We start from the raw sequence: 21,937 nt of genomic DNA, 5'->3' as shown, positions 1-21,937 counted from the left end.
GTTTAAATCTTACTGTTCAGCTTGTTTTTCATCAACTTTATAAATTTTTCTGTTGATATAAACGTAAGCATATGCAAATGCATTTTCTTGGTACTTTTTAAGACCCGTTTCTTCAAAATCGATAGGAATAGGGTTCTTTTTAAGTTGTTCTTTTACTTCGGTGCTTGTCAAAATACGGACGTCAATGTCAGGAATTAACTGCAAAGCAGTTTCAAATTTAAAACCTGTAGCGCTACCAGCAAATTTGCCTTTTGCGGGACGTTCTTTAAATGCGATTGAATCGATTTTGTAATCTTCAACTAGTTTTTTAAAGTCAAAGTAAAATTTACGCATTACTGCGGTGTCTGAACCATTTTGTGGTAATGAAAATCGTGTCTGACGAATATCACGAATGTCGAAAACATCCGCTTCTTTCGAAAGTAAACAAAGAAAAATTTCGTTGCCTGTTATTTCAACGCCGCAAGTTCTCATAAAATATCCAGTTTTTTCAAATTGCCGCAATTATAGCACGTTGTTTTCGGATACCAACCTTAGTGAATCATTGTTCTAACAAATTTCATTGGTATCAATCAAACTTGATTGCATTTTCGTTATTACGATAGCTTGACGCGTAACCTTTAGTATTACACGGTGAATTCAATCGCTATCGATGCGTGGTCGCTGTAGCGTATGTCTTCTTCTGAACGAGCAGGGTCTAGGTGCTTATCCAAAGAAATGTATTTAAGCGACTTTACGTTTGACGTAGGCATATTTGGGTTGAATTCTTTTGATGCAAGGATGTAATCAAGAACATTTCCTTGGCCTCGGTAAAAATGACTTGCGGGTTTGTTATCAAAACTAAGTAAGTTATCAGCAAAATAGAACGAGTCGGCGAAGTTCCCACACTGTCAGGAAGATTTAAATCTGTATTAGGTGGAAAAGATTGGGTCATAAAGGAGAGTGCAGGACTTGTGATCTGGTCGTTAAAATCCCCCAAAACGAGAGTAGGAACATGTTTTTCTCTTTGCGTTTTTAGTGCGTCATAATAAACAATTGATGCTTCGAGCGAGCGAGATATTTGCGACTGCATTTGGCCAACGGTTTGGTGAAGCAACGTTAATAAATGGTCATCTTGCCCTGCGTTTTTAAGCATATGAGCCATTGAATGCACACGTTGGGATTTGAAATGCACAGCATAGAGCGCAAGTTCACCAAACCCTTCTAATTCAAAATAACATTTTATTGGCGTACGATTAAATTCAAAATTTAGCTGATTATTCAGATATTCGAGTAGCTCCGGGCAGGGTTCTAGCGCTTGCGCTGATTTAAACGGGATTTTCGACGCGATGGCCACAACAGGATGAAATAACACATTGGGGTAGACAGGGTCGGGCCTAGGTGAAGAAACTGTCGCAAAATAGGGAAGCCCGAGATCTTCGCACAATAATTGTAATGTTTGTATGCTAAACACCTCTTGGAACGCTATGATGGTTGGATTCAAATGTTCAATGAGTCCAGTGATGAACTGAATTTTTGTGTGCCATTGCGTATCATTGTAGTGTTCATGAAGTTGATAAAACGAAAGTGGCGGCGCCGCAAAATTAAGTAGATTGAATGTTGCGATGGTGAATTTGGTCGTTTTTGGCATTGCATCAAAGAGTTAATACTAAATCTTCTTCAATTTTAGACCGATACTTGCATTTCGCCATTAGTAACGACAAAATATCGGTTCGCTTTTGTGCTTAACGCCAAACTGGGCGCTTAACTCCCAATACTTACTCGTAAAAGTGTTGTCAGAGCGAATCTTTTTAACTTTTGATTAAATTAACACGTGATGCGGCGTAGGCATCACCACTGTAACAGGAATTATAATGCCAGTAATTACTCTCCCAGACGGCAGTCAGCGCGTCTTCGAAAATCCAGTTTCAACTATGGATGTGGCTCAGGATATCGGTCCGGGTCTTGCAAAAGCGACTATAGCAGGTCGTGTTAATGGTCAACGTGTTGATGCGTGCGACTTAATTACCGAAGATGCAAAGCTTGAAATCATCACCGCGAAAGATGAGGACGGTCTGGAAATCATTCGTCACTCATGTGCTCACTTGCTAGGTCATGCGATTAAGCAACTGTTCCCTGATGTGAAAATGGCGATTGGTCCAACAATCGACAACGGCTTTTACTATGACATTGATCTCGATCGTTCACTCACACAAGAAGACCTTGATGCGCTTGAAAAGCGTATGCTTGAACTTGCGAAAACGAATTACGATGTTGTGAAGAAAACCGTGAGCTGGCAAGAAGCTCGTGATGCATTTGCAGCGCGTGGCGAATCATACAAAATTGAAATCTTGGATGAAAACATCTCTAAAGATGATCGTCCAGGACTATATCACCACGAAGAATACATCGACATGTGTCGTGGACCACACGTACCAAACATGCGTTTCTGCCATTTCTTCAAAATCATGAAAGTGGCTGGTGCATATTGGCGTGGTAACTCTGACAACAAAATGTTGCAACGAGTATACGGCACTGCGTGGGCAGATAAGAAACAGCTAGGCGCTTATTTAAAACGCCTTGAAGAAGCTGAAAAACGCGACCACCGTAAAATCGGTAAAACACTTGATCTTTGGCACTGGCAGGAAGAAGCGCCAGGCATGGTGTTCTGGCACAACGATGGGTGGAGCATTTATCGTGAGTTAGAAGATTTTGTCCGTGAAAAACTACGTGAGTACGATTACGAAGAAGTTAAAGGTCCTTTAATGATGGACCGTGTACTTTGGGAACGTTCGGGTCACTGGGATAAGTACGCTGATGCGATGTTCACAACGGAATCAGAAAAACGTGAATATGCAATTAAACCAATGAACTGTCCAGGTCACGTACAAATTTTCAATCAAGGCTTGAAATCTTACCGTGATTTGCCACTTCGTATGGCTGAATTTGGCTGTTGTCACCGAAACGAGCCATCTGGCGCTTTACACGGCCTGATGCGTGTACGCGGCTTTACGCAAGACGATGCTCACATTTTCTGTACTGAAGAACAGATCATGGATGAAGTGTCGGCGTGTATTAAAATGGTTTATGACACATACTCAACTTTCGGTTTTCAGAAAATTGTAGTTAAGTTATCTACTCGTCCAGAAAAACGCATCGGTGAAGACCATATGTGGGACAAAGCAGAAGCTGCACTTGCTGAAGCGCTTAACGCAAATGAAATCGAATTTGAATATTTGCCAGGCGAAGGTGCGTTCTATGGACCTAAAATTGAATTCACGCTTTATGACTGCTTAGAGCGTGCATGGCAATGTGGCACGGTTCAGCTAGACTTTGCTTTACCAGGGCGTTTAGGTGCTACTTACGTTGCAGAGAACAATGAACGTAAAACACCAGTAATGATCCATCGTGCAATTCTAGGTTCTATTGAGCGTTTTATTGGTATTCTTACTGAAGAGTATGCTGGTTTATTCCCAACTTGGCTTGCTCCAAAGCAAGTTGTGATTATGAATATCACCGATAAGCAAGCTGATTTTGCACAAGAAATTGTACAAAAATTAAATAAACTGGGAATTCGCGCATTCGCCGACTTGAGAAATGAGAAGATTGGCTTTAAAATCCGCGAACATACTTTAAAACGCATTCCTTACCTACTTGTTGTTGGCGACAAAGAAGTTGAACAACGTGAAGTAGCCGTTCGTACGCGAACAGGTGAGGATCTTGGTAAATTCGCAGTAGATGATTTTATTGCTAAAATTACCGAAGAAATCAAAAACCGTGCATAAATAAAGACGGAGCGTGTGTGGTCAGGTATGCCACACACGTTTTTATTTTCAATAACTTGGAGGAACGTACCATTAGAGGCGGCAAAAAAGGGCAAAGTTCAGCTCAAAAGAATCGTATTAACGAGGAAATTACAGTAAAAGAAGTTCGCTTAGTCGGATTAGAAGGCGAGCAAATTGGCGTAGTATCAATTCGTGAAGCTCTAGAAGTAGCTGAAGAAGCTGGCGTTGATTTGGTTGAAATCAGTCCTAATGCAGAACCACCTGTATGTCGAGTGATGGATTACGGTAAGTTCATTTTTGAAAAATCAAAACAACAAAAAGAACAAAAGAAAAAGCAAAAGCAAATCCAAATCAAGGAAATTAAATTCCGTCCAGGTACTGACGAAGGCGACTACCAAGTTAAACTTCGCAGCTTAAAGAAATTCCTTGAAGCAGGTGATAAAGCTAAAATCACACTACGTTTCCGTGGTCGTGAGATGGCACACACTGATTTGGCGCTTGAATTGCTCAACCGTATCAAAGCAGACTTGCAAGATCTTTCTCAAGTAGAGTCTTTCCCGAATCGCGTGGAAGGCCGCCAGATGGTTATGATGTTGGCACCTATTGCCAAAAAGTCATAAATACTGGATAATACGCATCCTTCAGTTCAGGTCTAAAAGTACTTCGGTCACCTGAACTGACCGGTCTAAGTGAGTTTACTCCACCGGAACTTGGCGCAAGCTAGGCCATACAAGTGACTTCGGTCCGCCTACTTGCTTGTTAAACGCAATATCATTTGGAGTTATTGCAATGGCTTATAAATTAAAGTCACACAGCGGCGCGAAAAAGCGCTTCAAAAAGACTGCTTCAGGCGGTTTCAAGCGTAAGCAATCACATCTTCGTCACATCCTGACTAAGAAGTCTTCTAAGCGTAAACTTCACTTACGTGCTAAGACAATGGTTCACAAGAACGATCTCGTTCTTATCAACCGTTTGTTACCATTCGCTTAATAGAGGATATCAGTCATGGCAAGAGTTAAACGTGGTGTAATCGCGCGCGCGCGTCACAAAAAAGTATTAAAACAAGCTAAAGGTTACTACGGTGCACGTTCACGTGTTTATCGCGTAGCTTTCCAAGCAGTAACTAAAGCTGGTCAATATGCATACCGTGACCGTCGTGCTAAGAAACGTACTTTCCGTCAACTATGGATCGCACGTATCAACGCTGCTGCACGTCAAAATGGTCTTTCTTACAGCCGTTTCATCAATGGTCTTAAAAAGGCTTCGATCGAAATCGACCGTAAGATCCTTGCTGATATCGCAGTATACGATCAAGTAGCTTTCGCAGCTCTAGTTGCAAAAGCAAAAGAATCTGTAGCTGCTTAATATCATTAAGCGATGAAGAAGGCGCCCTAGGCGCCTTTTTTGATCGTACTATCAACGATTTTTCAGAAGTACTTTATCTAGTTGAGCGGTCGTTAAGATTCGCTTTAAGAAACCCATTAAGTAAGTTGGGAACGTGACATAATATCGCGCTTTCGGTTTGTCACTATTAATAATAGCCTCAAGGCGTTGATACACAGCCTCAGGACCTAAAGTAAACTTTTGAGGCGCGTCACTCGCAGACAGTCGATTAATTTGGTTATCGTACTCAGTTTTATGACGACTGCTTCTCCAATCGATATTTTCTAAAAATGCTTTTTTAGCGTTTTCTCTAAATTTCGATACAATCGGGCCGGGTTCAATTAGGCTGATGTGGATATTTGTTCCACACAATTCCATTCTTAGTGTGTCCGTAAGGCCTTCTAGCGCAAATTTACTCGCATTGTATGCGCCTCGGTAGGGTAATGCGACTAGCCCAAGTACCGATGAGTTATGGACTATTTTACCAGTACCTTGCAGATGCATTAATCTAATCGCTCGGATTGTTAAGTCATGCCAAGCAAAAAAGTTTACTTCAAATTGTTGCTTTAGAACGTCGGTTGGAAGATCTTCTACCGCGCCAGGTTGGCCATAGGCCCCGTTGTTAAACAGTAAATCGAGACGACCTTCGAGTAATTCAATTGCAGCGTTAAATCCCGCTTCTCTATTCTTTGGACAGGCCAAATTTAAGATAATCACGTTCAAACCTAACGCTTCAAGGCGTGTTTTATCTTCTTGATTGCGAACGGTTGCGACGACATGATGTCCTTCATTATGTAATTGTTGTGCACAAAAAAGACCAATACCGCTCGAACAACCGGTAATAAGTACTTTTAGTGGACTATTTATGTCTTTACGCACGCTGAGCTTCCTATAATTAGCTGTATTTTTTGTAGAATCACCGCACATTCTAAGCTTGTTAAAAAAATATTGATATAATCGTCTCCATTACGCGGAAAATTTGAGTTTTTATGTTCGCAACACTTTTTATGATGACTATGGCTGCAACCGAAAGCCACTTACCCCCATTAATTGAATGGCATGGTAAGACCGAAGCGTTAATGCAACAAGAAGGTCCGTTAACGACGGCATTCGAATTAAGCGGTGGTCTTGACTCTCCAGACTACGAAGAAACGATGTTATTCGTTGACAGATTAGTTGCTGCTAATCCAACCCAATTTCAAAAAGTAGTTATTGGAACAAGCGATGCGGGTAGGGAAGTTGTGATGCTTATTGCAAGTGAACACAGCCAATTCTCTTCAGCCATGCTTAAAAATAATAATAAACCAACTCTTTTAATTCAGGCCGGGATCCATGCGGGTGAAATCGATGGAAAAGACGCAGGTTTCATGCTCCTACGTGACATCGCAACCGGTAAGCGAAGAGATATTCTTAGCAAGGTAAATTTGCTCTTTATTCCTATTCTAAATGTTGATGGTCATGAGCGTCGAAATGAGTTCAACCGAATTAATCAACGCGGTCCTCGTATCATGGGCTTTAGGACAAACGCTAAAAATCTCAACCTTAATCGAGATTACACTAAGCTTGATACGCCAGAGATTCGTTCAGTGTTAAAAGTAATTAACGAATTTCAACCATCACTCTATATCGATGTTCACGTAACCGATGGTGCTGACTATCAATACGATGTGACTTATGGGTTTAATCCAGAATTCGCCAGTGAATCACCAGCGATTTCTCGAGTTCTAGATGAAAGCTTTAAGCCGATGATTGATAATAAGCTTGAAGAAGAAGGCCACATTCCCGGACCGCTAATTTTTGCGATGAACAAACGCGATTTTAAAGAAGGATTGGCTGGATGGGTTGCAACACCTCGTTTTTCAAATGGATGGGGCGACTTAAAGAGCTTACCAACAATATTGGTCGAGAATCATTCGTTAAAGCCTTATAAACAGCGTGTACTTGGCACGTATGCGTTTATTGACGGTGTTATTAGTGCGTTATCTCAACATCAAGATGAACTTGCGACAGCGGTAAAAAATGAACACGCATTTGTACCTGCGAAGTTAGTCGTAGAGAGAAAATACGCCAAACAACCGGACTACGTTTCGTTTAAAGGCGTTGAATACACGCGATTTGACAGTGCACTTTCTGGCACGACTGAAGCCAAATACCTCGGCAAACCGCTAAATTACGAAAAGTTACCGGTTTATTGGCAAAAAGAAGCGTCAAAAGTTGTCGAGGTGCCAAATTCATTTTTTATTCCTCCAGTTTATCGAGATTTAGTTGAGAAATTAGAACTGCAAGGTGTTGAGGTAACTCCGATTACTGAAATGCCAAATGTGGTCGTTAAGCAAGGAATTGTCGAACAATATGAATTCGATAAGGCGCCATTCGAAGGACGTTTTCGTGTAAGTGCTACGTTTAGCTATAACACGGTTTCTATAGATTCACTACAAGGTTGGTTTGAAGTAAAGACACAGCAAGGCGCAGGCGAACTTGCAGTCCACTTGCTTCATCCAGAAGCGCCTGATTCCTTTTTCCAGTGGGGTGAATTCAATACAATATTTCAACGGACAGAATACGTTGAAAATTATGCACTCGAACCTTATGCAAGAATGTTGCTGAAAGACAATCCAAATCTTGCGCTAGAGTTCGATTCTTTGGTTAGGGAAGACAAAGCATTTGCAAAAGATCCTGAAAAAAGGATGGAATGGTTGTACAAACACACACCATTTTATGATGATGCTTATCTCAAGTACCCGATATTAATGGGATTTAATAAAGAATGATGAAAGTACATACCATTCCCGTTACACCGTTCATGCAAAATTGTAGAGTGATTGTATGTAACGAGACGAATAAAGCAGCGTTGGTAGACCCAGGTGGAGACCCAGAGAAGATTGCTGCTTTTGTTGATAGCTTGGATGTTGAAGTTGAAAAAATACTTCTCACTCATGGTCATTTAGATCATGTTGGTGCAAGTGTCGTTCTAAAAAATAAGTACAATGTCGAGATTGTTGGTCCTCACAAAGATGAACAATTTTGGTTTGATGCTTTACCAATGCAGTGCCAAATGTTTGGATTTCCAATTATGGAGCCGTTTTTACCCGATACATGGTTAGAAGAAGGCGATAAAGTAGCGGTCGGAAAAATTGATTTATCCGTTTTTCTGTGTCCTGGGCACACGCCGGGCCACGTGGTGTTCTATAATAAGCCTTCGTCAAGTGTATTTGTTGGTGACGTTCTGTTTCAAGGCTCAATAGGGCGCACTGATTTTCCGAAAGGAGATGGTCCAACTTTATTAAATTCAATACGTGAAAAGTTGTTCACGTTGCCAGATGAAACGGTAGTGCTAACGGGACATGGTAATGAAACGACAATAGGAATTGAAAAACGCACGAATCCATTTGTGTCAGGTCGATTTGGTTAAAAAATAGCAGACAAGTTGACCTAAAATGGGTATAGTTTAATCATAAAAACATCGTTATAAGAAAAAAGTATGTCTTTAAATCACGTAGATCGTCAGATACTCTCGCTTCTCCAACAAAATGCGAGTCTGTCTACCGCAGAGATTGCGGATAAAGTAGGATTGTCACAATCACCTTGTTGGCGTCGTATTGCGAAATTAGAACAAGATGGCTATATCAAAGGAAAAGTTGCACTTTTAGATGAAAAGAAACTTGGTTTTGACATGCTTGTTTATGCACACGTGCGCTTATCTAATCACGGTAAAAAGAACCTAGCTGAGTTTGAAAAGCTTATCCAAAGTTACGATGAAGTAACCGAGTGCTACACGATGGCAGGCACAATGGATTTTATGCTCCGCATCATATCCAAAGGGATTGAAGGCTATGAGCACTTTGTTCGTGATAACTTATTGAGCTTAGACTATGTTCAGGAAGTGAATTCAAACGTAACGATGACGTGTGTAAAGCGTAGTACAGCGTTACCTATTTAACGTTAAACTCGATGTGAAATTGTTCTAAGCGCAGGATTTTGCTAAAATCCTGCGCTTTTCTATTTAAGTAAATGGGTTGGGGGATAGATGTTTAACTTGCTAAGCAAGGCGCCAAGTTCGGCAAAGAACGATATTTTATCGGGATTGACCGTCGCATTGGCACTCGTACCGGAGGCTGTGGCATTTGCGTTTGTGGCTCATGTCGAACCATTAGTTGGTCTCTATGCTGCGTTTATCGTTGGTTTAATCACCGCGGTATTTGGTGGGCGACCTGGCATGATTTCAGGTGCAACAGGTGCAATGGCTGTTGTTATGGTGAGCCTAGTTCTAGAGCACGGTGCTGAATATTTATTTGCAGCGGTATTGCTCACTGGCTTCTTACAGGTCTTGGCCGGCGTCTTTAAACTCGGTAAGTTTATACGAATGGTCCCGCATCCAGTTATGCTAGGGTTTGTAAACGGTCTTGCGATAGTTATCTTTTTAGCCCAATTAGGTCAGTTTAAAGTCAGTGACGGCCAAGGTGTGATGCAATGGATGAGTGGTTCAACACTTTACATTATGCTTGGCTTGGTTGCGCTGACGATGGCTATTATCCACTTCCTTCCTAAGCTAACGACAGCCGTGCCTTCTTCACTTGCGGCGATATTGGTTGTTACTGGATTGGCGATCGGATTGGATCTTGATGCGCGTACAGTCATAGATTACGTAAAAGACATGACAGGGAATGCGGATGCGACTATCGCAGGCGGTTTTCCAACATTCCATATTCCAGATGTGCCGTGGAACTTTGAAACACTAAAAATCATTTTTCCTTATGCACTTATCCTTGCTGCCATCGGTCTAATTGAATCACTACTAACGCTCACTTTAATCGATGAAATTACACAAACTCGTGGACAAAGTAATCGTGAATGTATTGGACAGGGCGCTGCAAATTTAACCTGTGGCGTTTTTGGTGCAATGGGTGGTTGTGCAATGATAGGCCAGTCGATGATTAATATTAATTCGGGCGGTCGTAGCCGACTATCAGGGATTACCGCTGCCGTACTACTTCTGGTGTTCATCGTGTTTGCCGCTGGGCTTATTGAAATGATCCCTCTCGCAGCATTGGTTGGTGTGATGTTTATGGTTGTGCTAGGAACTTTCGAATGGAGTTCGTTCCGCATTATGAAGCGCGTACCAAAATCAGATGCGTTCGTCATTGTATTGGTTTCAGGTGTGACGGTATTTACTGACTTAGCGATAGCCGTGTGTGTAGGTGTGATTGTTTCAGCGTTAGTTTTTGCTTGGGAACACGCGAAGCATATCTACACGACGAATTATATCGACACAGATGGCTCAAAAGTGTACGAGTTACATGGTCCATTGTTTTTTGGTTCCGTGAAAAACTTCTCAGAACTGTTTAACGTTGAACAAGATCCAGAACACGTAGTCGTGGAATTTAAGTACTCACGTGTTGCAGATCATAGTGCGATAGAAGCGATTGATAATCTTGCAGAACGATACAGTAAAGAAGGGAAAACGCTGCATCTACGTCATTTAAGTTCAGATTGTAAAGCGCTTTTGAATAAAGCATCTGATCTTGTGGAAGTGAATGTAATTGAAGACCCTACTTATAAGGTAGCTTCTGACAAACTCGCATAAAAAGGCAGAGTGTTTAAAGGCATCTGAAGGTCACTTTAGGTGCCTTTTTTGTTTGCGTTAATCAGCAAAATTACAAGACCAGCAGCAGTGCGATACACACTTGTATAAAGATATAATCGGGTTAAGGTAAAAATTTTGAAAACGTTTCTATTGAAGTGGCAATCATTAGTCGATAACCGACAGCGCTTTTTCTGGGTATTGCAAATAGCTGGATGGATTGGTTACGCGCTAGTAAATTACATCGGTTCGAAAGTATTCGAAATGAGGGATATTTACGTATTCGTCATTGTATTGAATGCTTATGCTGGCTGCTTGATGACAGTGCCTTTACGTTACCTTTACCGTAAGATTTGGAATGCAAAACCTTGGGTGCTTGTATTAGTTGTATTTAGCGCATCGTATATAACCGGAACGCTTTGGTCTGTTGTCCAAAAATACAACCTTTGGGAAATTTATCGTCATGGCTACCGCCCAGATGAATGGTACTACTATTTTCAACAAGGTTTAGACGCGGTCTACATTGTATTGTGTTGGAGTGGTTTGTATTTTGGGATTAAGTATTATCAGTTGCTGCAAAGTGAAAAACAAAAAGCGTTGAAAGCGAACACCATGGCTCATGAAGCGCAACTTAAAATGCTGCGTTATCAACTCAATCCCCACTTTTTGTTTAACACACTAAACGCAATTTCAACGCTAATCCTAGTTGAAGAAAATAAAGACGCGAACCTAATGGTTTCTCGCTTAAGCGACTTTCTCCGTTATACGTTAAATACTGACCCGATAAAGAAAGTTCCGCTCGACCAGGAACTGCACGCGTTGATGCTGTATTTAGAAATCGAAAAAGTACGTTTTGATGAAAGGCTTTCAATTCAGATTGATGTAAGTGATGAAGCAAAGAATGCATTAGTCCCGAGCTTAATTTTACAGCCGATCATCGAAAACTCGATTAAATACGCGATAGCCAATATGACAGTAGGTGGTGTGATAGCCATTAAGGCCCAAGTGTTTGCAAACGAACTTTTGATGGAAGTGAGTGACAATGGGCCTGGAACTGAAATTTCAAACGGCCAACTTGTTAAAGCGTCAGGCGTAGGTATAGCAAATACCAAAGACCGATTAAAAACACTCTACGAGCACAACTACTCGTTCGTATTGTCAGAGAATTCTCCTTCGAGATCAAAGTAAACATACGAGTTCCATATGAAAAGGCTAATAAACAATGAGTAAAATTAAAGCAATCATAGTTGATGATGAAGCATTGGCTCGCAAAGGGCTCGCGGTCAGGTTGAAAGGTTTTGAAGAAATCGACGTGCTTGCGCTTTGCAGTGATGGCCAGGAAGCTATTGATTACTGTAAGCAAAACGATGTTGACTTAGTCTTTTTAGATATTCAAATGCCGGGTTTAAATGGATTTGAAGTTGCCCGCTATTTAACCGAGAGTGTTAAACCGTTGCCTGCAATTGTTTTCGTAACGGCCTTTGATCAGTACGCTGTTAAAGCGTTTGAAATTCATGCATTGGACTACATTCTCAAACCCGTTGATGACAACAGACTAAAACAGGCGGTAGAAAAAGTGCAAACCTACTTGAAAACACAACAAGATAACGCCCATAAGAAAAAGTTAGCTAGTTTTGTTGCTGGCATTACAGGCAATAACTGCGAAGAAATTCTTAAAAAGTTAGCAACAGGCGACAGTATTGTTGATAAGAAATTCCCAGAATCATTAGCTGTAAAAGAACATGGTGAGATTATTCGCGTGTCAGTTGCATCGATCCAATGGGTGGATGCTGCTGGTGATTACATGTGTCTTCACTGCTCAGATGGCCAAACACATATTCTTCGTAAAACTATGAAGGAACTAGAGCAGGAGCTTGATCCACAATTGTTTGTTCGTGTTCACCGAAGTGCGATTGTAAATACAAAACAAATTAGTAAATTGGTTACTCAAACAAGTGGTGAATATTTGCTCGTATTGCAAAATGGACAAGAGCTTAAAGTAAGTCGAAGCTACAGAGATAAAGTTAAAGCAGCACTAGCAAGTTAACAAGGCGGCTTAAGCCGCCTGTTGTTTCGCCTATTTAGGAAACAGTGACGATTTTCATCGTATTTGTTGCACCAATAGTCTCCATCATGTCACCGTGGGTAAGGATCACTGTGTCACCTGCTTTTAGTGTACCTGAAGCTACAAGTGTATCGAGCGCTTCTTTAACGACTAACTCATCGGAACACTGCGTTGAATCAAAATAAACAGGGTAAACACCACGATAGAGTGCGGTTTGTCCTAATGTTGAATGATGACGTGATAAAGAATAGATAGGTAGTCCTGAACTAATACGCGACATCAGTTTAGAGGTGTTGCCTGATTCAGTCAGAGCTACAATCGCTTTTACAGTACCTAGATGGTTAGCGGCGTACATTGCTGAAAGAGCAATCGTCTCTGCACAATCAGAAAACATACTATCTAAACGGTGCTTTGAAACATTAATTGTTGGCTCTGATTCGGCACCAACACACACTCGAGCCATCGCTTTTACTGTTTCCTCAGGATACTTACCTGAAGCTGTTTCAGCAGAAAGCATTACCGCATCCGTGCCATCTAATACTGCGTTCGCAACGTCCATAACTTCTGCGCGGGTAGGCATTGGGTTATCAATCATCGACTCCATCATTTGTGTCGCCGTGATAACGGTACGATTTAATGAACGAGTCTCGGCTAATGATCAATTTTTGTTTACCAACCAGTGCCGCATCACCAATCTCTACACCTAAATCTCCGCGCGCAACCATTACCGCGTCTGATGCAAGTACGATATCGTCAATTGCTTCAACCGTCGCGACAGCTTCAGCACGCTCAATTTTTGCGAGCAATTGCGCGTTAGAACCTGCTTTTTCCGCAAGCGAACGAACGTAGCGCATATCATCGCCAGAACGAGGGAAAGATACTGCGATATAATCAACACCAATTTCGGTTGCTGTAATTAAATCTTCTTTGTCTTTGTCCGTAAACGCTGGCGCAGTTAAACCACCACCTAAGCGGTTTATACCTTTATTATTTGAAAGCACACCACCAACAGTAACCGAAGTGAAAACTTGGTGCCCTTCAACTCTATCAACAACAAGCTGAATCAAACCGTCGTTAAGGAGTAGGGTGTCGCCAGGTTTGACGTCATTAGGCAACTCTTTGTAGTCAATACCAACGGCTTCAACATGTCCTTCGCCTTTTTCCATTTTCGCGTCGAGGATGAATTGAGCGCCATTTTCTAGCACGACTTTGCCGTCTTTGAACGTTGAAACTCGAATTTTTGGACCTTGTAAATCGGCAAGAATCGCAATGTGCTTATTGAGGCGTTTTGCGATTTCACGAACTGCGGCTGCTCTATCTTTGTGATCTTGAGCAACACCGTGTGAGAAGTTAAGACGAACGACGTTTGCGCCAGCTCGAATGATTTTTTCTAAGTTATTATCTCTGTCGGTGGCTGGACCAAGGGTTGCAACAATTTTGGTGCGTCTAAGCATCAGGTTCTCCTGTTGTTCGCATGCATAGCGATGTTCTACATTGCAGATTTTGTAGTCAATTATAGATAAAAAACAACGGCTTTAATTGTTTCATATCGCATTAATCTATATGATCTGTATGACGTCATTATGACACCGGTGTCAGCGCCCGTCAACGAGCAAAGACATCCGAGAATAGAAGTATAAATCGTTCATGCCGCCTAACAAGTGAAATTCGGGCTACTATAATTGAGCGGGGACGTGAAACTCGCTACTTTTAGCGTGCTCGTTTATAATGCGCGGCAAAGTTAGAAATAACCAATACGTTGTTACCGAGGAGGAAACTAAATGCAAGTTGCATTAGTTGGTTTGGGTGTGATGGGGAAAAACCTCGCGCTAAATCTTATCGAAAAAGGGCTAACGTTAGTCGCATATGATACTAACCCCGATGCAGGCGCTGAACTTATCAGCCAAGCACAGTCATTAGGCATTGCAGAGCGTTTGCATATTGTTTCAGACCTTGGTGATATGATTAAACGTCTTGAAGCGCCTCGTTCTATTCTTTTGTTAGTTCCAGCTGGTGAATTAGTAGACAAGGTGTGCTCAGATTTAGTTGAAGCTGGTGTTGAGAAAGACGATATCATTGTTGATTGTGGGAACAGTAATTACAAAGATGGTATTGCTCGTAAACTGAAGTATCAAAATAAATTTGAATTTGCCACCATGGGTATTTCTGGTGGCGCGGAAGGTGCGCGTCATGGTCCTGCAATGATGGCAAGTGGATCAGAAGGCGGCTGGGAGCGCATAGAACCTTGGTTTGAGAAAGTTGCCGCCAGTTACAATGGTGATTCTTGCTTTGCGCGTGTCGGCCAATCTGCAAGTGGGCATTTCGTTAAGATGGTACACAATGGCATTGAGTATGCGTTGATGCAACTTATAGCCGAAGTTTACCAACTTCTACGTTTCGGTACGAAACGTTCGCCAGAAGAAGTTGCGGCAATATTCCGTAGCTGGTCTGAAGGTCGATTAAATAGTTATCTATTGGCTATTTCTGCACACATCCTAGAACTTAAAACAGAACAAGATGAAGCTTTGGTCGATTTAATTGACAATAAAGTCGGCGCCAAAGGAACAGGTCTTTGGACTGCTCAAAATGCGCTAGAGCTTGGTATTGCCGTACCTTCTCTTGTTGCCGCAGTTCAGGCCCGTCACCTTACAAACACCATAGATACTCATGCTGCCAAAGAGATGACGTATCAAACAAAAGAAACAGACGAAATTAATGTAGATTTAGATGAACTTAAAGATGCTTTCTATCTAGCGAGTTTATTGTGTTATCGTCAAGGCTTAGCGTTGATAAAGGGTGCTTCTAGAGCGCACCAATGGAAAGTTGATTTAGCTAAAACTCTTCAGACTTGGCGAGCAGGTTGTATCATTCGTGCTGACTATCTAGATGATATCGCTGAGGGTGTTGAGTTCATTGATACGTTGTCGAACGAAACGAAAGCTCTGCGCAAAGTTGCGGGCTTAGCGGTTTCTTCAGGTTTAGCATTTCCAGTATTAAGTGCGACTCAAAATTACATTGCGACGCTAAGTACAGCAAGCAATGGTCACTTGGTACAGGCTCAACGAGATTATTTTGGTGAGCATGGGATCAAAACTCACCAAGGGGAAACCTGTCATCTTACCGATTTGGTCGACATCGACCAGAAAGTTAGATAATAAAAGAGGCCTGTATTAACAGGCCTTTTTTTTATCGCGAAAGTTCACCACGAAGGTTATCTTGCATCAGGTGACGAATTGTTTCCAATTCTAAGTTTTGGCTAAATAGATAATGCAGTTTAGTTAAACAGGCTTCCACAGTCATGTCGTACCCACTTATTACGCCACAGTTTAACAACGCGTTTCCAGTAGCGTAACCGCCCATGTTTACTTGACCTTTTATACACTGTGTCAAATTAACAATCACAATTCCTCGATCGCAGGCATTTTTTAGTGCAGTTAAAAAATCAGGATCTTGAGGTGCATTGCCAACGCCAAAACTAAGTAGGATCAACGCCTTAATATCGCTGTTTAACAGCGTTTTTATCATTTCTACAGAAATGCCAGGGTAAAGATATAACACCCCAATAGGTTGAGGAGTAATTGGCGTAACTCTCAAAGCTTGATCTACATAGGGGCTTAAGCGGCCTTCAATAAGCTGAATGTTAATACCTGACTGTGCTAGAGGAGGTAGGTTAGGGGATGCAAAAGCATCGAAACCGTCAGCATGTGCTTTGGTCGCGCGATTACCTCTAAATAACTGATTATTAAAAAATAGGCTAACTTCAGCTATCGGGTAATTTGCAGCTAAATACATGGCATTGAGCAAGTTTACCTGCCCATCAGAGCGTAGCTGAGACAATGGGATTTGCGACCCGGTAACAATCACGGGTTTTGTAAGGTTTTCTAGCATAAAAGACAGTGCAGAGGCCGTGTACGCCATGGTGTCTGTACCGTGTAATACTACAAACCCATCGTAGTCATGATATTTTGATTTGATGTCATCAGCAATTAATTGCCAATGTGAAGGAGACATATCGGATGAATCGATTAAAGGGCAATATTCATGAATGTCGAATAGCGGCATCTCATCGCGCGTGAATTCGGCATTCTGTTCAACGGTTTTGGTTAGGTAGCCCGCTACAGGAACGTATCCACGACTGGATTGCTTCATACCAATCGTACCACCAGTGTAGGCAATATAGATTCTTTTACGGTTCATAAAAAAAGCCCAGAATTATTTCTGGGCTAAGTATACCAACTGCAGCATCACATTGCAGTGAGTAAATTACTGAACAGACTCACAATATATACAGCGGCTGTAAACGCCATTTGGGTCGTTGTACTGTTTGATCAATTTAGTTTGTGTGTTCAGCGTATCTTGTGCCATGCCGATTAAACCTGATAACGTAGTTGAATCAGCGATTGAACTGTAGACGCCGCCCATCAAAGACTTAACGGATGCCACACCGAAAATCTTTTGGATAAGCTTTTCTTGCTCTGTTAAATCATGTTCAACAACTTCAACATCGTAATGATCTAAATTTGCAAGTGCCGTCGCGGCTTCAATAGCGTCATCTTTTGTGCCTAGTTTATCAACTAGACCAAATTCAAGCGCTTGTGGTGCAAGCCAAACACGACCTTGCGCAATTTCATTCACTTTCTCTTTGGGAATATTTCTTGAATTTGAAACGACAGTGATAAATTTATCGTAAGCGTTTTCAACACCTTTTTGAATGACATTGGCCATCTTAGGGTCAATACCTCGCGTGAACGAGCTGCCTTGTAATTCCGTAGTGCCAACACCGTCTGAATAAATACCTAACTTTTTAAGGCTATTTTCAATTGTCATTATCGTGCCAAATACGCCGATTGAGCCTGTGACCGTATTTTCTGAAGCCCAGATCTCATTTGCCGACGCGGCAATCCAATAACCACCAGATGCAGCGACTGAACCCATTGACGCGACAACTGGTTTGCCAGCAGCCTTAATCGCAAGTACTTCATTTCGTATAATCTCTGAAGCGAACATACTACCGCCACCTGAATCGATGCGAAGAACTACCGCTTTTACCTTGTCATCCAAACGCGCCTTTTTAAGTAGCGCTGCAGTAGAGTCACCACCAATTTCGCCAGCACGTTGCTTTCCATCCATAATCGACCCTTTAGCGACGACAACCGCTACTTTGTCGCCCATAGGGACATCAAATTGGTTAAGTCGTGTTAAGTCTAGATAGTCTTGGAATGCAATTCGATTAAACGATTTAGTTTTATCGTCTTGGCCAACTAATCCAATGAGTTCTTCTGTCAATTCTTGGCGTGTCGCCAATTTGTCTACCCATTTGTTTTGCAACGCATACTGGGCGTAGTCACCTTGAGTTTGTTCGAGCTTCTCGACAAAGGTGTCTAAGGTTTCATCAAAATTACTTTGATCAAACTTACGGTTCAATGAAACATCATTTTTATAGTGAGACCAAAGCTCACCCAACCATAAACGATTGGCTTCTTTTGCCGCTTCTGACATGTCATTGCGGATAAATGGTTCTACCGCCGACTTGTATGTACCAACGCGGAAAACGTGCTGCGTAATAGATAGCTTGTCTAACGCATCTTTAAAATAGATAGGGTAGACACCAAAACCGTCAATGCTAACGCCGCCGTAAGGGTGTAAAACGACTTCGTCTGCGTAACTAGCTAGATAATATTGCGCTTGAGAGTAGTAGTCCCCATAGGCAATAACTTGTTTACCTTGAGCTTTAAAGTCGTTAAGGGCAACACCAATGCTCTTGAGTTTATCCAAGTGAGCGCGATGCAATGATTTAAGGTCTAAAACAATGACTTTGATTCTAGAATCATCCGCAGCATTCTTAATTGCTTCTACGACGTCATCAACCAAAATTTCTGCTGGCTCTTTGTCATCACTGAAGTCGCTAAATGCAGCTTCTACAGGATCAACATAGCGTTTTTCTTCAACCAAGATACCGCTTAGGTTCAAAACCAAAGCTGAATCCTGTGCAACCATTGCGTGTGTTTGCTCGTTTTCTTCAATACTAAAAATAACGGCGAAAAGGATGCCGAAGAAAATGAGATTGAGAATCAAGTTTCTTGAAAAGTTAATCGCTTTCCACAGAAATCGAAAAACTGTTTTGACGTAATCCAAAATGATGCCTTTCCTAACTTAAGAATTTCACTCACTTTATCATATCTGATTCTGGGTTAAAGACTGAGTAAAAAAAAGTAACAAGGTGTGATTATGTAATTATGCTTTAAAAACCAACCTTGGCTGATAAAACCAAATTCCCAAAAAATAGTATTTTTGTGTCACCAAAGAAGTGACGATTTATGACATAACGCTTGCGAAAATTTATAAAAACGTTAATGTTTCACAGGTAAGACCAGTGAAGAGGCTCGAAATGTTAGAAAAAGAATTAAAATTAACGCATACCACTCTACGTAACCGTCTGGTAATGGGGTCTATGCATACCGGACTGGAAGAAGGATGGCATAACCGCAAAAGGTTAGCCGCTTTTTATGAAGAGCGCTCCAAAGGCGGCGTTGGTTTGATTATTACCGGCGGGTATAGTCCAAATATTCGCGGAAAACTAACACCAATAGCGGCTTCCTTTAATACTATGTACGACGTTATCAAACATCGTCAGTATACCGATGCGGTGCATAAACACGGTGGTAAGATTTGTTTGCAATTATTGCACGCAGGTCGTTATGCATATCATCCATTCAACGTAGCGCCAAGTGCACTTAAAGCGCCGATTAACCCATACAAACCGAAATCAATGTCGATTTCATCAATAAAATCGACGGTTAAAGATTTTGCTAAATCAGCAAAACTTGCTGAAAAAGCAGGTTATGACGGCGTTGAAATCATGGGGTCAGAAGGCTATTTACTCAATGAGTTCATTGCGCCGCATACCAACAAACGTCAGGATATGTATGGTGGAACGCTAGAAAACCGCATGCGTTTTGCACTGGAAATTGTGCGCGCTGTGCGCGCAAGCGTCAGCCCATCCTTCCTGATAGTTTTCCGAATTTCTGTTATGGATTTAGTGCCTGATGGTTCAACCAAAGAAGAAGTTGCTGAGCAAGCTAAATGGCTAGTTGAAGCTGGAGTCGATATTCTAAACACCGGTATAGGTTGGCATGAAGCTCGAGTGCCTACCATCGCAAGCATGGTGCCAGCAGGCGCGTTTAGGGAAGCGTCTTCCCGTTTAAAAGCGGCTGTTGATGTTCCTGTTATTGCAGTGAACCGTATCAACACGCCTGAGCTTGCAAATGAAATTCTTGAACAAGGCCATTCTGATCTTATTTCAATGGCGAGGCCTATGCTTGCAGACCCTGCGTTTTTCAATAAGTATGCTGAAAACCGCAGCAAAGAAATTAATGTCTGTATTGGCTGTAACCAAGGCTGTTTGGATCACATATTTAAAGGTCAACGCGCAACCTGTTTAGTGAATCCACAAGCTTGCTTTGAACTAGATAAACCACTTGTCAAAACAACCAAGCCGAAAAACGTACTAGTCGTTGGGGCTGGGCCTGCCGGACTTTCGGCGGCTATCTATCTTGCGAAGAAAGGGCATAAGGTTAAAGTTATTGAGAAAAACGCAGTCGCAGGTGGCCAATTCAATCTTGCTCGCCAAATTCCTGGCAAAGAAGATTTTCAGTTTACACTCGACTATTTCAATCATGAACTTACACGATTGAATGTTGACCTTGAGTTTAATTGCGAGTACGACGAAACAATGTCATCACACTACGACGATGTTGTGTTTGCTACGGGCGTCCGCCCGCGATTAGCGCGATTCGAATGTGCAGATGAAAAGCGTGTGCTTGCCTATGATGAAGTGATTCGTGGAGAAGTTGAACTAGGTAACAAAATTGCGATTCTTGGCGCTGGTGGAATCGGATTCGATATGGTTGCGTTTTTGACGGAAGAACGAAATCAAAGCATTGAGAATTTTAAATCTCAATGGGGTATTGAATGTAAGCCCGTCGAATCTCAAGAACAGCGTGAAATTCATATGCTAAAACGAAGCGAAGGTAGTTTTGGTAAGGATTTAGGTAAAACAACTGGATGGATACACCGAGCAGTAGCAAAGCACCACCAAGTTAAACAACATTCGAATTGTGAATACATACGTTTTGACAAGGATGGATTGTTGATAAAACAAAATGGGGTGGAAACGCTATTGGATGTTGATACTGTCATTGCGTGTATTGGACAGGAGTCGAATGACCATTTGTTTAGCAAAGAAACAATGCCTGCAAATCAGCATGTAATTGGCGGAGCAAAGTTAGCAGCAGCGATTGACGCTAAGCGGGCAATCTCGGAAGCTTTAGAAGTTGCGAGAAAAATTTAAGAAATATATTTCGCTGTATTACGGTCTATACTTGAACCTAAAATTACAAGTGTAGACCGCATGAAAAAATATTTTTCGTATTTCGTTTTCCCTCCAACTGTATCAACGCTTTTTGCAAGAGATTTTACATCACTTGCCCTTCGACTTATTTTGGGACCTATTATGGTCGTTGCTGGATACAGTAAACTCAACTTGTCCAATAACGACTTAACTGGCTTTGACAAATTTCTCGCTGATCCCAGTGTTACGTCATGGTTCGGTAATACGGAGTGGGGACTCGGCTTACCGTTTCCAGACCTGCTCGCGTTTATGGCAGGTTGGACGGAATTTCTAGGTGGTTGGCTATTACTCGTAGGGCTGTTAACACGCCTTATCAGCTTGCCACTCATCGTCACCATGTTAATAGCTATTTTCACCGTACATTTAGAAAGTGGTTGGTTTGCCATTACTCCAACAAATCCGTCGACCAGCCCGGCTCTGATTTTCTCTTGGCTTAATATTCCTGGTGCTGACATGAGCCTAGAAAATAGTGTCGCAACAAAAGAGCGACTCGATTACATAAAAGAAATTATTGCGGACACCGGTTATGAAAACTATTTAACAGAAAAAGGCTCTGTCGCGATCCTAAACAATGGAATAGAGTTTGCGTTTACTTATTTCGTGATGTTGTTAGTGCTTTTTGCAAATGGAGCAGGGCGTTTTACAAGCCTGGACTATTGGCTGTTCGAGCGTAAAGCCAAAGTTCAAAAACAAAATGTTAGTGTGCTAGACTAGTCGACAATTTAGTTAGTGAAGTC

At 41.7% G+C, this 21,937-nt stretch carries 18 protein-coding genes and 2 pseudogenes; 13 read left to right on the top strand and 7 right to left on the bottom strand.

All coding sequences use genetic code 11. From position 1 onward, the window contains the following. Window positions 1-9: 9 nt before the first annotated feature. The 3 genes from J5O05_RS01650 to J5O05_RS01645 form a co-directional block, all read right to left on the bottom strand. The gene (locus tag J5O05_RS01650) at window positions 10-471 is read right to left on the bottom strand and encodes a DUF3010 family protein (RefSeq protein WP_208844444.1); all 462 of its coding nucleotides are present in this window, start codon (window positions 469-471) and stop codon (window positions 10-12) included. Between the two features lie 152 nt (window positions 472-623). Next, window positions 624-749: a hypothetical protein gene (locus J5O05_RS22300; protein WP_280117668.1), complete on the bottom strand. Its 126-nt coding sequence runs from the start codon at window positions 747-749 to the stop codon at window positions 624-626. Beyond that, window positions 731-1,627: an endonuclease/exonuclease/phosphatase family protein gene (locus J5O05_RS01645; protein WP_244369731.1), complete on the bottom strand. Its 897-nt coding sequence runs from the start codon at window positions 1,625-1,627 to the stop codon at window positions 731-733. The genes J5O05_RS22300 and J5O05_RS01645 overlap by 19 nt, the downstream gene beginning before the upstream one ends. Before the next feature lie 223 nt (window positions 1,628-1,850). Between J5O05_RS01645 and thrS the strand changes: the two genes are divergently transcribed. The 4 genes from thrS (at window position 1,851) to rplT (ending at window position 5,126) form a co-directional block, all read left to right on the top strand. Further along, window positions 1,851-3,761, top strand: a complete 1,911-nt coding sequence (gene thrS, locus J5O05_RS01640; RefSeq protein ID WP_208843321.1) for a threonine--tRNA ligase — start codon at window positions 1,851-1,853, stop codon at window positions 3,759-3,761. 56 nt (window positions 3,762-3,817) lie between these two features. After that, window positions 3,818-4,381, top strand: a complete 564-nt coding sequence (infC, locus tag J5O05_RS01635; RefSeq protein ID WP_280117698.1) for a translation initiation factor IF-3 — start codon at window positions 3,818-3,820, stop codon at window positions 4,379-4,381. 169 nt (window positions 4,382-4,550) lie between these two features. Then, the gene (gene rpmI, locus J5O05_RS01630; RefSeq protein ID WP_005494220.1) at window positions 4,551-4,751 is read left to right on the top strand and encodes a 50S ribosomal protein L35; all 201 of its coding nucleotides are present in this window, start codon (window positions 4,551-4,553) and stop codon (window positions 4,749-4,751) included. 15 nt (window positions 4,752-4,766) lie between these two features. Next, window positions 4,767-5,126 (top strand): 50S ribosomal protein L20, encoded by a 360-nt coding sequence (rplT, locus tag J5O05_RS01625; RefSeq protein WP_005494218.1) that lies wholly within the window; start codon window positions 4,767-4,769, stop codon window positions 5,124-5,126. Window positions 5,127-5,177: 51 nt separating this feature from the next. On the opposite strand, the gene J5O05_RS01620 is transcribed toward rplT, so the two are convergent. Continuing rightward, complete coding sequence (locus J5O05_RS01620) at window positions 5,178-6,023, bottom strand: SDR family NAD(P)-dependent oxidoreductase (protein ID WP_244369729.1); 846 nt, start codon at window positions 6,021-6,023, stop codon at window positions 5,178-5,180. Between the two features lie 110 nt (window positions 6,024-6,133). Between J5O05_RS01620 and J5O05_RS01615 the strand changes: the two genes are divergently transcribed. The 6 genes and pseudogenes from J5O05_RS01615 to J5O05_RS01590 all read left to right on the top strand — a co-directional run bounded on the left by J5O05_RS01615 (window position 6,134) and on the right by J5O05_RS01590 (window position 12,772). Continuing rightward, window positions 6,134-7,915 carry a M14 family metallopeptidase gene (locus J5O05_RS01615; RefSeq protein ID WP_208843319.1) on the top strand — a complete coding sequence of 594 codons (1,782 nt, stop codon included), beginning with the start codon at window positions 6,134-6,136 and terminating at the stop codon, window positions 7,913-7,915. Continuing rightward, the gene (locus J5O05_RS01610) at window positions 7,915-8,556 is read left to right on the top strand and encodes an MBL fold metallo-hydrolase (RefSeq protein WP_208844442.1); all 642 of its coding nucleotides are present in this window, start codon (window positions 7,915-7,917) and stop codon (window positions 8,554-8,556) included. The genes J5O05_RS01615 and J5O05_RS01610 overlap by 1 nt, the downstream gene beginning before the upstream one ends. A gap of 69 nt (window positions 8,557-8,625) precedes the next feature. After that, the gene (locus J5O05_RS01605) at window positions 8,626-9,084 is read left to right on the top strand and encodes an Lrp/AsnC family transcriptional regulator (RefSeq protein WP_208843318.1); all 459 of its coding nucleotides are present in this window, start codon (window positions 8,626-8,628) and stop codon (window positions 9,082-9,084) included. 87 nt (window positions 9,085-9,171) lie between these two features. Then, window positions 9,172-10,728, top strand: a complete 1,557-nt coding sequence (locus J5O05_RS01600; RefSeq protein WP_208843317.1) for a SulP family inorganic anion transporter — start codon at window positions 9,172-9,174, stop codon at window positions 10,726-10,728. Between the two features lie 150 nt (window positions 10,729-10,878). Beyond that, window positions 10,879-11,951: pseudogene (locus J5O05_RS01595) on the top strand (sensor histidine kinase). Beyond that, a complete protein-coding gene (locus J5O05_RS01590; protein WP_208843316.1) occupies window positions 11,948-12,772 on the top strand; it encodes a LytR/AlgR family response regulator transcription factor in 825 nt (274 codons plus the stop codon). The pseudogene J5O05_RS01595 and the gene J5O05_RS01590 overlap by 4 nt, the downstream one beginning before the upstream one ends. A 34-nt stretch (window positions 12,773-12,806) precedes the next feature. Here the strand turns inward: J5O05_RS01590 and pyk are convergent. Further along, window positions 12,807-14,244 (bottom strand): annotated as a pseudogene (pyk, locus tag J5O05_RS01585) (pyruvate kinase). A 327-nt stretch (window positions 14,245-14,571) separates the two neighbouring features. Here pyk and gndA point away from each other — a divergent pair. After that, on the top strand, window positions 14,572-15,945 hold the full coding sequence (gndA, locus tag J5O05_RS01580; protein ID WP_208843315.1) for an NADP-dependent phosphogluconate dehydrogenase: 1,374 nt from the start codon (window positions 14,572-14,574) through the stop codon (window positions 15,943-15,945). A 31-nt stretch (window positions 15,946-15,976) separates the two neighbouring features. Here the strand turns inward: gndA and ansA are convergent, their stop codons facing one another. Both ansA and sppA read right to left on the bottom strand, forming a co-directional pair. Next, the gene (gene ansA, locus J5O05_RS01575; protein WP_208843314.1) at window positions 15,977-16,987 is read right to left on the bottom strand and encodes an asparaginase; all 1,011 of its coding nucleotides are present in this window, start codon (window positions 16,985-16,987) and stop codon (window positions 15,977-15,979) included. 66 nt (window positions 16,988-17,053) lie between these two features. Beyond that, window positions 17,054-18,925: a signal peptide peptidase SppA gene (sppA, locus tag J5O05_RS01570; RefSeq protein WP_208843313.1), complete on the bottom strand. Its 1,872-nt coding sequence runs from the start codon at window positions 18,923-18,925 to the stop codon at window positions 17,054-17,056. 253 nt (window positions 18,926-19,178) lie between these two features. Here sppA and J5O05_RS01565 point away from each other — a divergent pair, with 253 nt between their 5' ends. Together J5O05_RS01565 and J5O05_RS01560 are read left to right on the top strand one after the other, a co-directional pair. Beyond that, window positions 19,179-21,140 (top strand): NADPH-dependent 2,4-dienoyl-CoA reductase, encoded by a 1,962-nt coding sequence (locus J5O05_RS01565; RefSeq protein WP_208843312.1) that lies wholly within the window; start codon window positions 19,179-19,181, stop codon window positions 21,138-21,140. A 60-nt stretch (window positions 21,141-21,200) separates the two neighbouring features. Further along, window positions 21,201-21,914: an HvfX family Cu-binding RiPP maturation protein gene (locus J5O05_RS01560; RefSeq protein WP_208843311.1), complete on the top strand. Its 714-nt coding sequence runs from the start codon at window positions 21,201-21,203 to the stop codon at window positions 21,912-21,914. The last annotated feature ends 23 nt before the right edge of the window (window positions 21,915-21,937 follow it).

Source organism: Pseudoalteromonas xiamenensis (assembly GCF_017638925.1).
Classification (GTDB): Bacteria; Pseudomonadota; Gammaproteobacteria; order Enterobacterales; family Alteromonadaceae; genus Pseudoalteromonas; species Pseudoalteromonas xiamenensis.
Note: the sequence above shows the minus strand (reverse complement) of the source record. Positions and strands in the feature narration are given on the sequence as shown.

What these genes read in the sequence shown, in the direction of transcription:
- J5O05_RS01610 (WP_208844442.1), top strand. Translation starts at nt 7,915, where the DNA reads ATGAAAGTACATACCATTCCCGTTACACCGTTCATGCAAAATTGTAGA.
- J5O05_RS22300 (WP_280117668.1), bottom strand. Translation starts at nt 749, where the DNA reads ATGCCTACGTCAAACGTAAAGTCGCTTAAATACATTTCTTTGGATAAG.
- gndA (WP_208843315.1), top strand. Translation starts at nt 14,572, where the DNA reads ATGCAAGTTGCATTAGTTGGTTTGGGTGTGATGGGGAAAAACCTCGCG.
- rplT (WP_005494218.1), top strand. Translation starts at nt 4,767, where the DNA reads ATGGCAAGAGTTAAACGTGGTGTAATCGCGCGCGCGCGTCACAAAAAA.
- J5O05_RS01615 (WP_208843319.1), top strand. Translation starts at nt 6,134, where the DNA reads ATGTTCGCAACACTTTTTATGATGACTATGGCTGCAACCGAAAGCCAC.
- thrS (WP_208843321.1), top strand. Translation starts at nt 1,851, where the DNA reads ATGCCAGTAATTACTCTCCCAGACGGCAGTCAGCGCGTCTTCGAAAAT.
- J5O05_RS01605 (WP_208843318.1), top strand. Translation starts at nt 8,626, where the DNA reads ATGTCTTTAAATCACGTAGATCGTCAGATACTCTCGCTTCTCCAACAA.
- J5O05_RS01560 (WP_208843311.1), top strand. Translation starts at nt 21,201, where the DNA reads ATGAAAAAATATTTTTCGTATTTCGTTTTCCCTCCAACTGTATCAACG.
- J5O05_RS01565 (WP_208843312.1), top strand. Translation starts at nt 19,179, where the DNA reads ATGTTAGAAAAAGAATTAAAATTAACGCATACCACTCTACGTAACCGT.
- J5O05_RS01650 (WP_208844444.1), bottom strand. Translation starts at nt 471, where the DNA reads ATGAGAACTTGCGGCGTTGAAATAACAGGCAACGAAATTTTTCTTTGT.
- rpmI (WP_005494220.1), top strand. Translation starts at nt 4,551, where the DNA reads ATGGCTTATAAATTAAAGTCACACAGCGGCGCGAAAAAGCGCTTCAAA.
- J5O05_RS01590 (WP_208843316.1), top strand. Translation starts at nt 11,948, where the DNA reads ATGAGTAAAATTAAAGCAATCATAGTTGATGATGAAGCATTGGCTCGC.
- ansA (WP_208843314.1), bottom strand. Translation starts at nt 16,987, where the DNA reads ATGAACCGTAAAAGAATCTATATTGCCTACACTGGTGGTACGATTGGT.
- J5O05_RS01645 (WP_244369731.1), bottom strand. Translation starts at nt 1,627, where the DNA reads ATGCCAAAAACGACCAAATTCACCATCGCAACATTCAATCTACTTAAT.
- J5O05_RS01600 (WP_208843317.1), top strand. Translation starts at nt 9,172, where the DNA reads ATGTTTAACTTGCTAAGCAAGGCGCCAAGTTCGGCAAAGAACGATATT.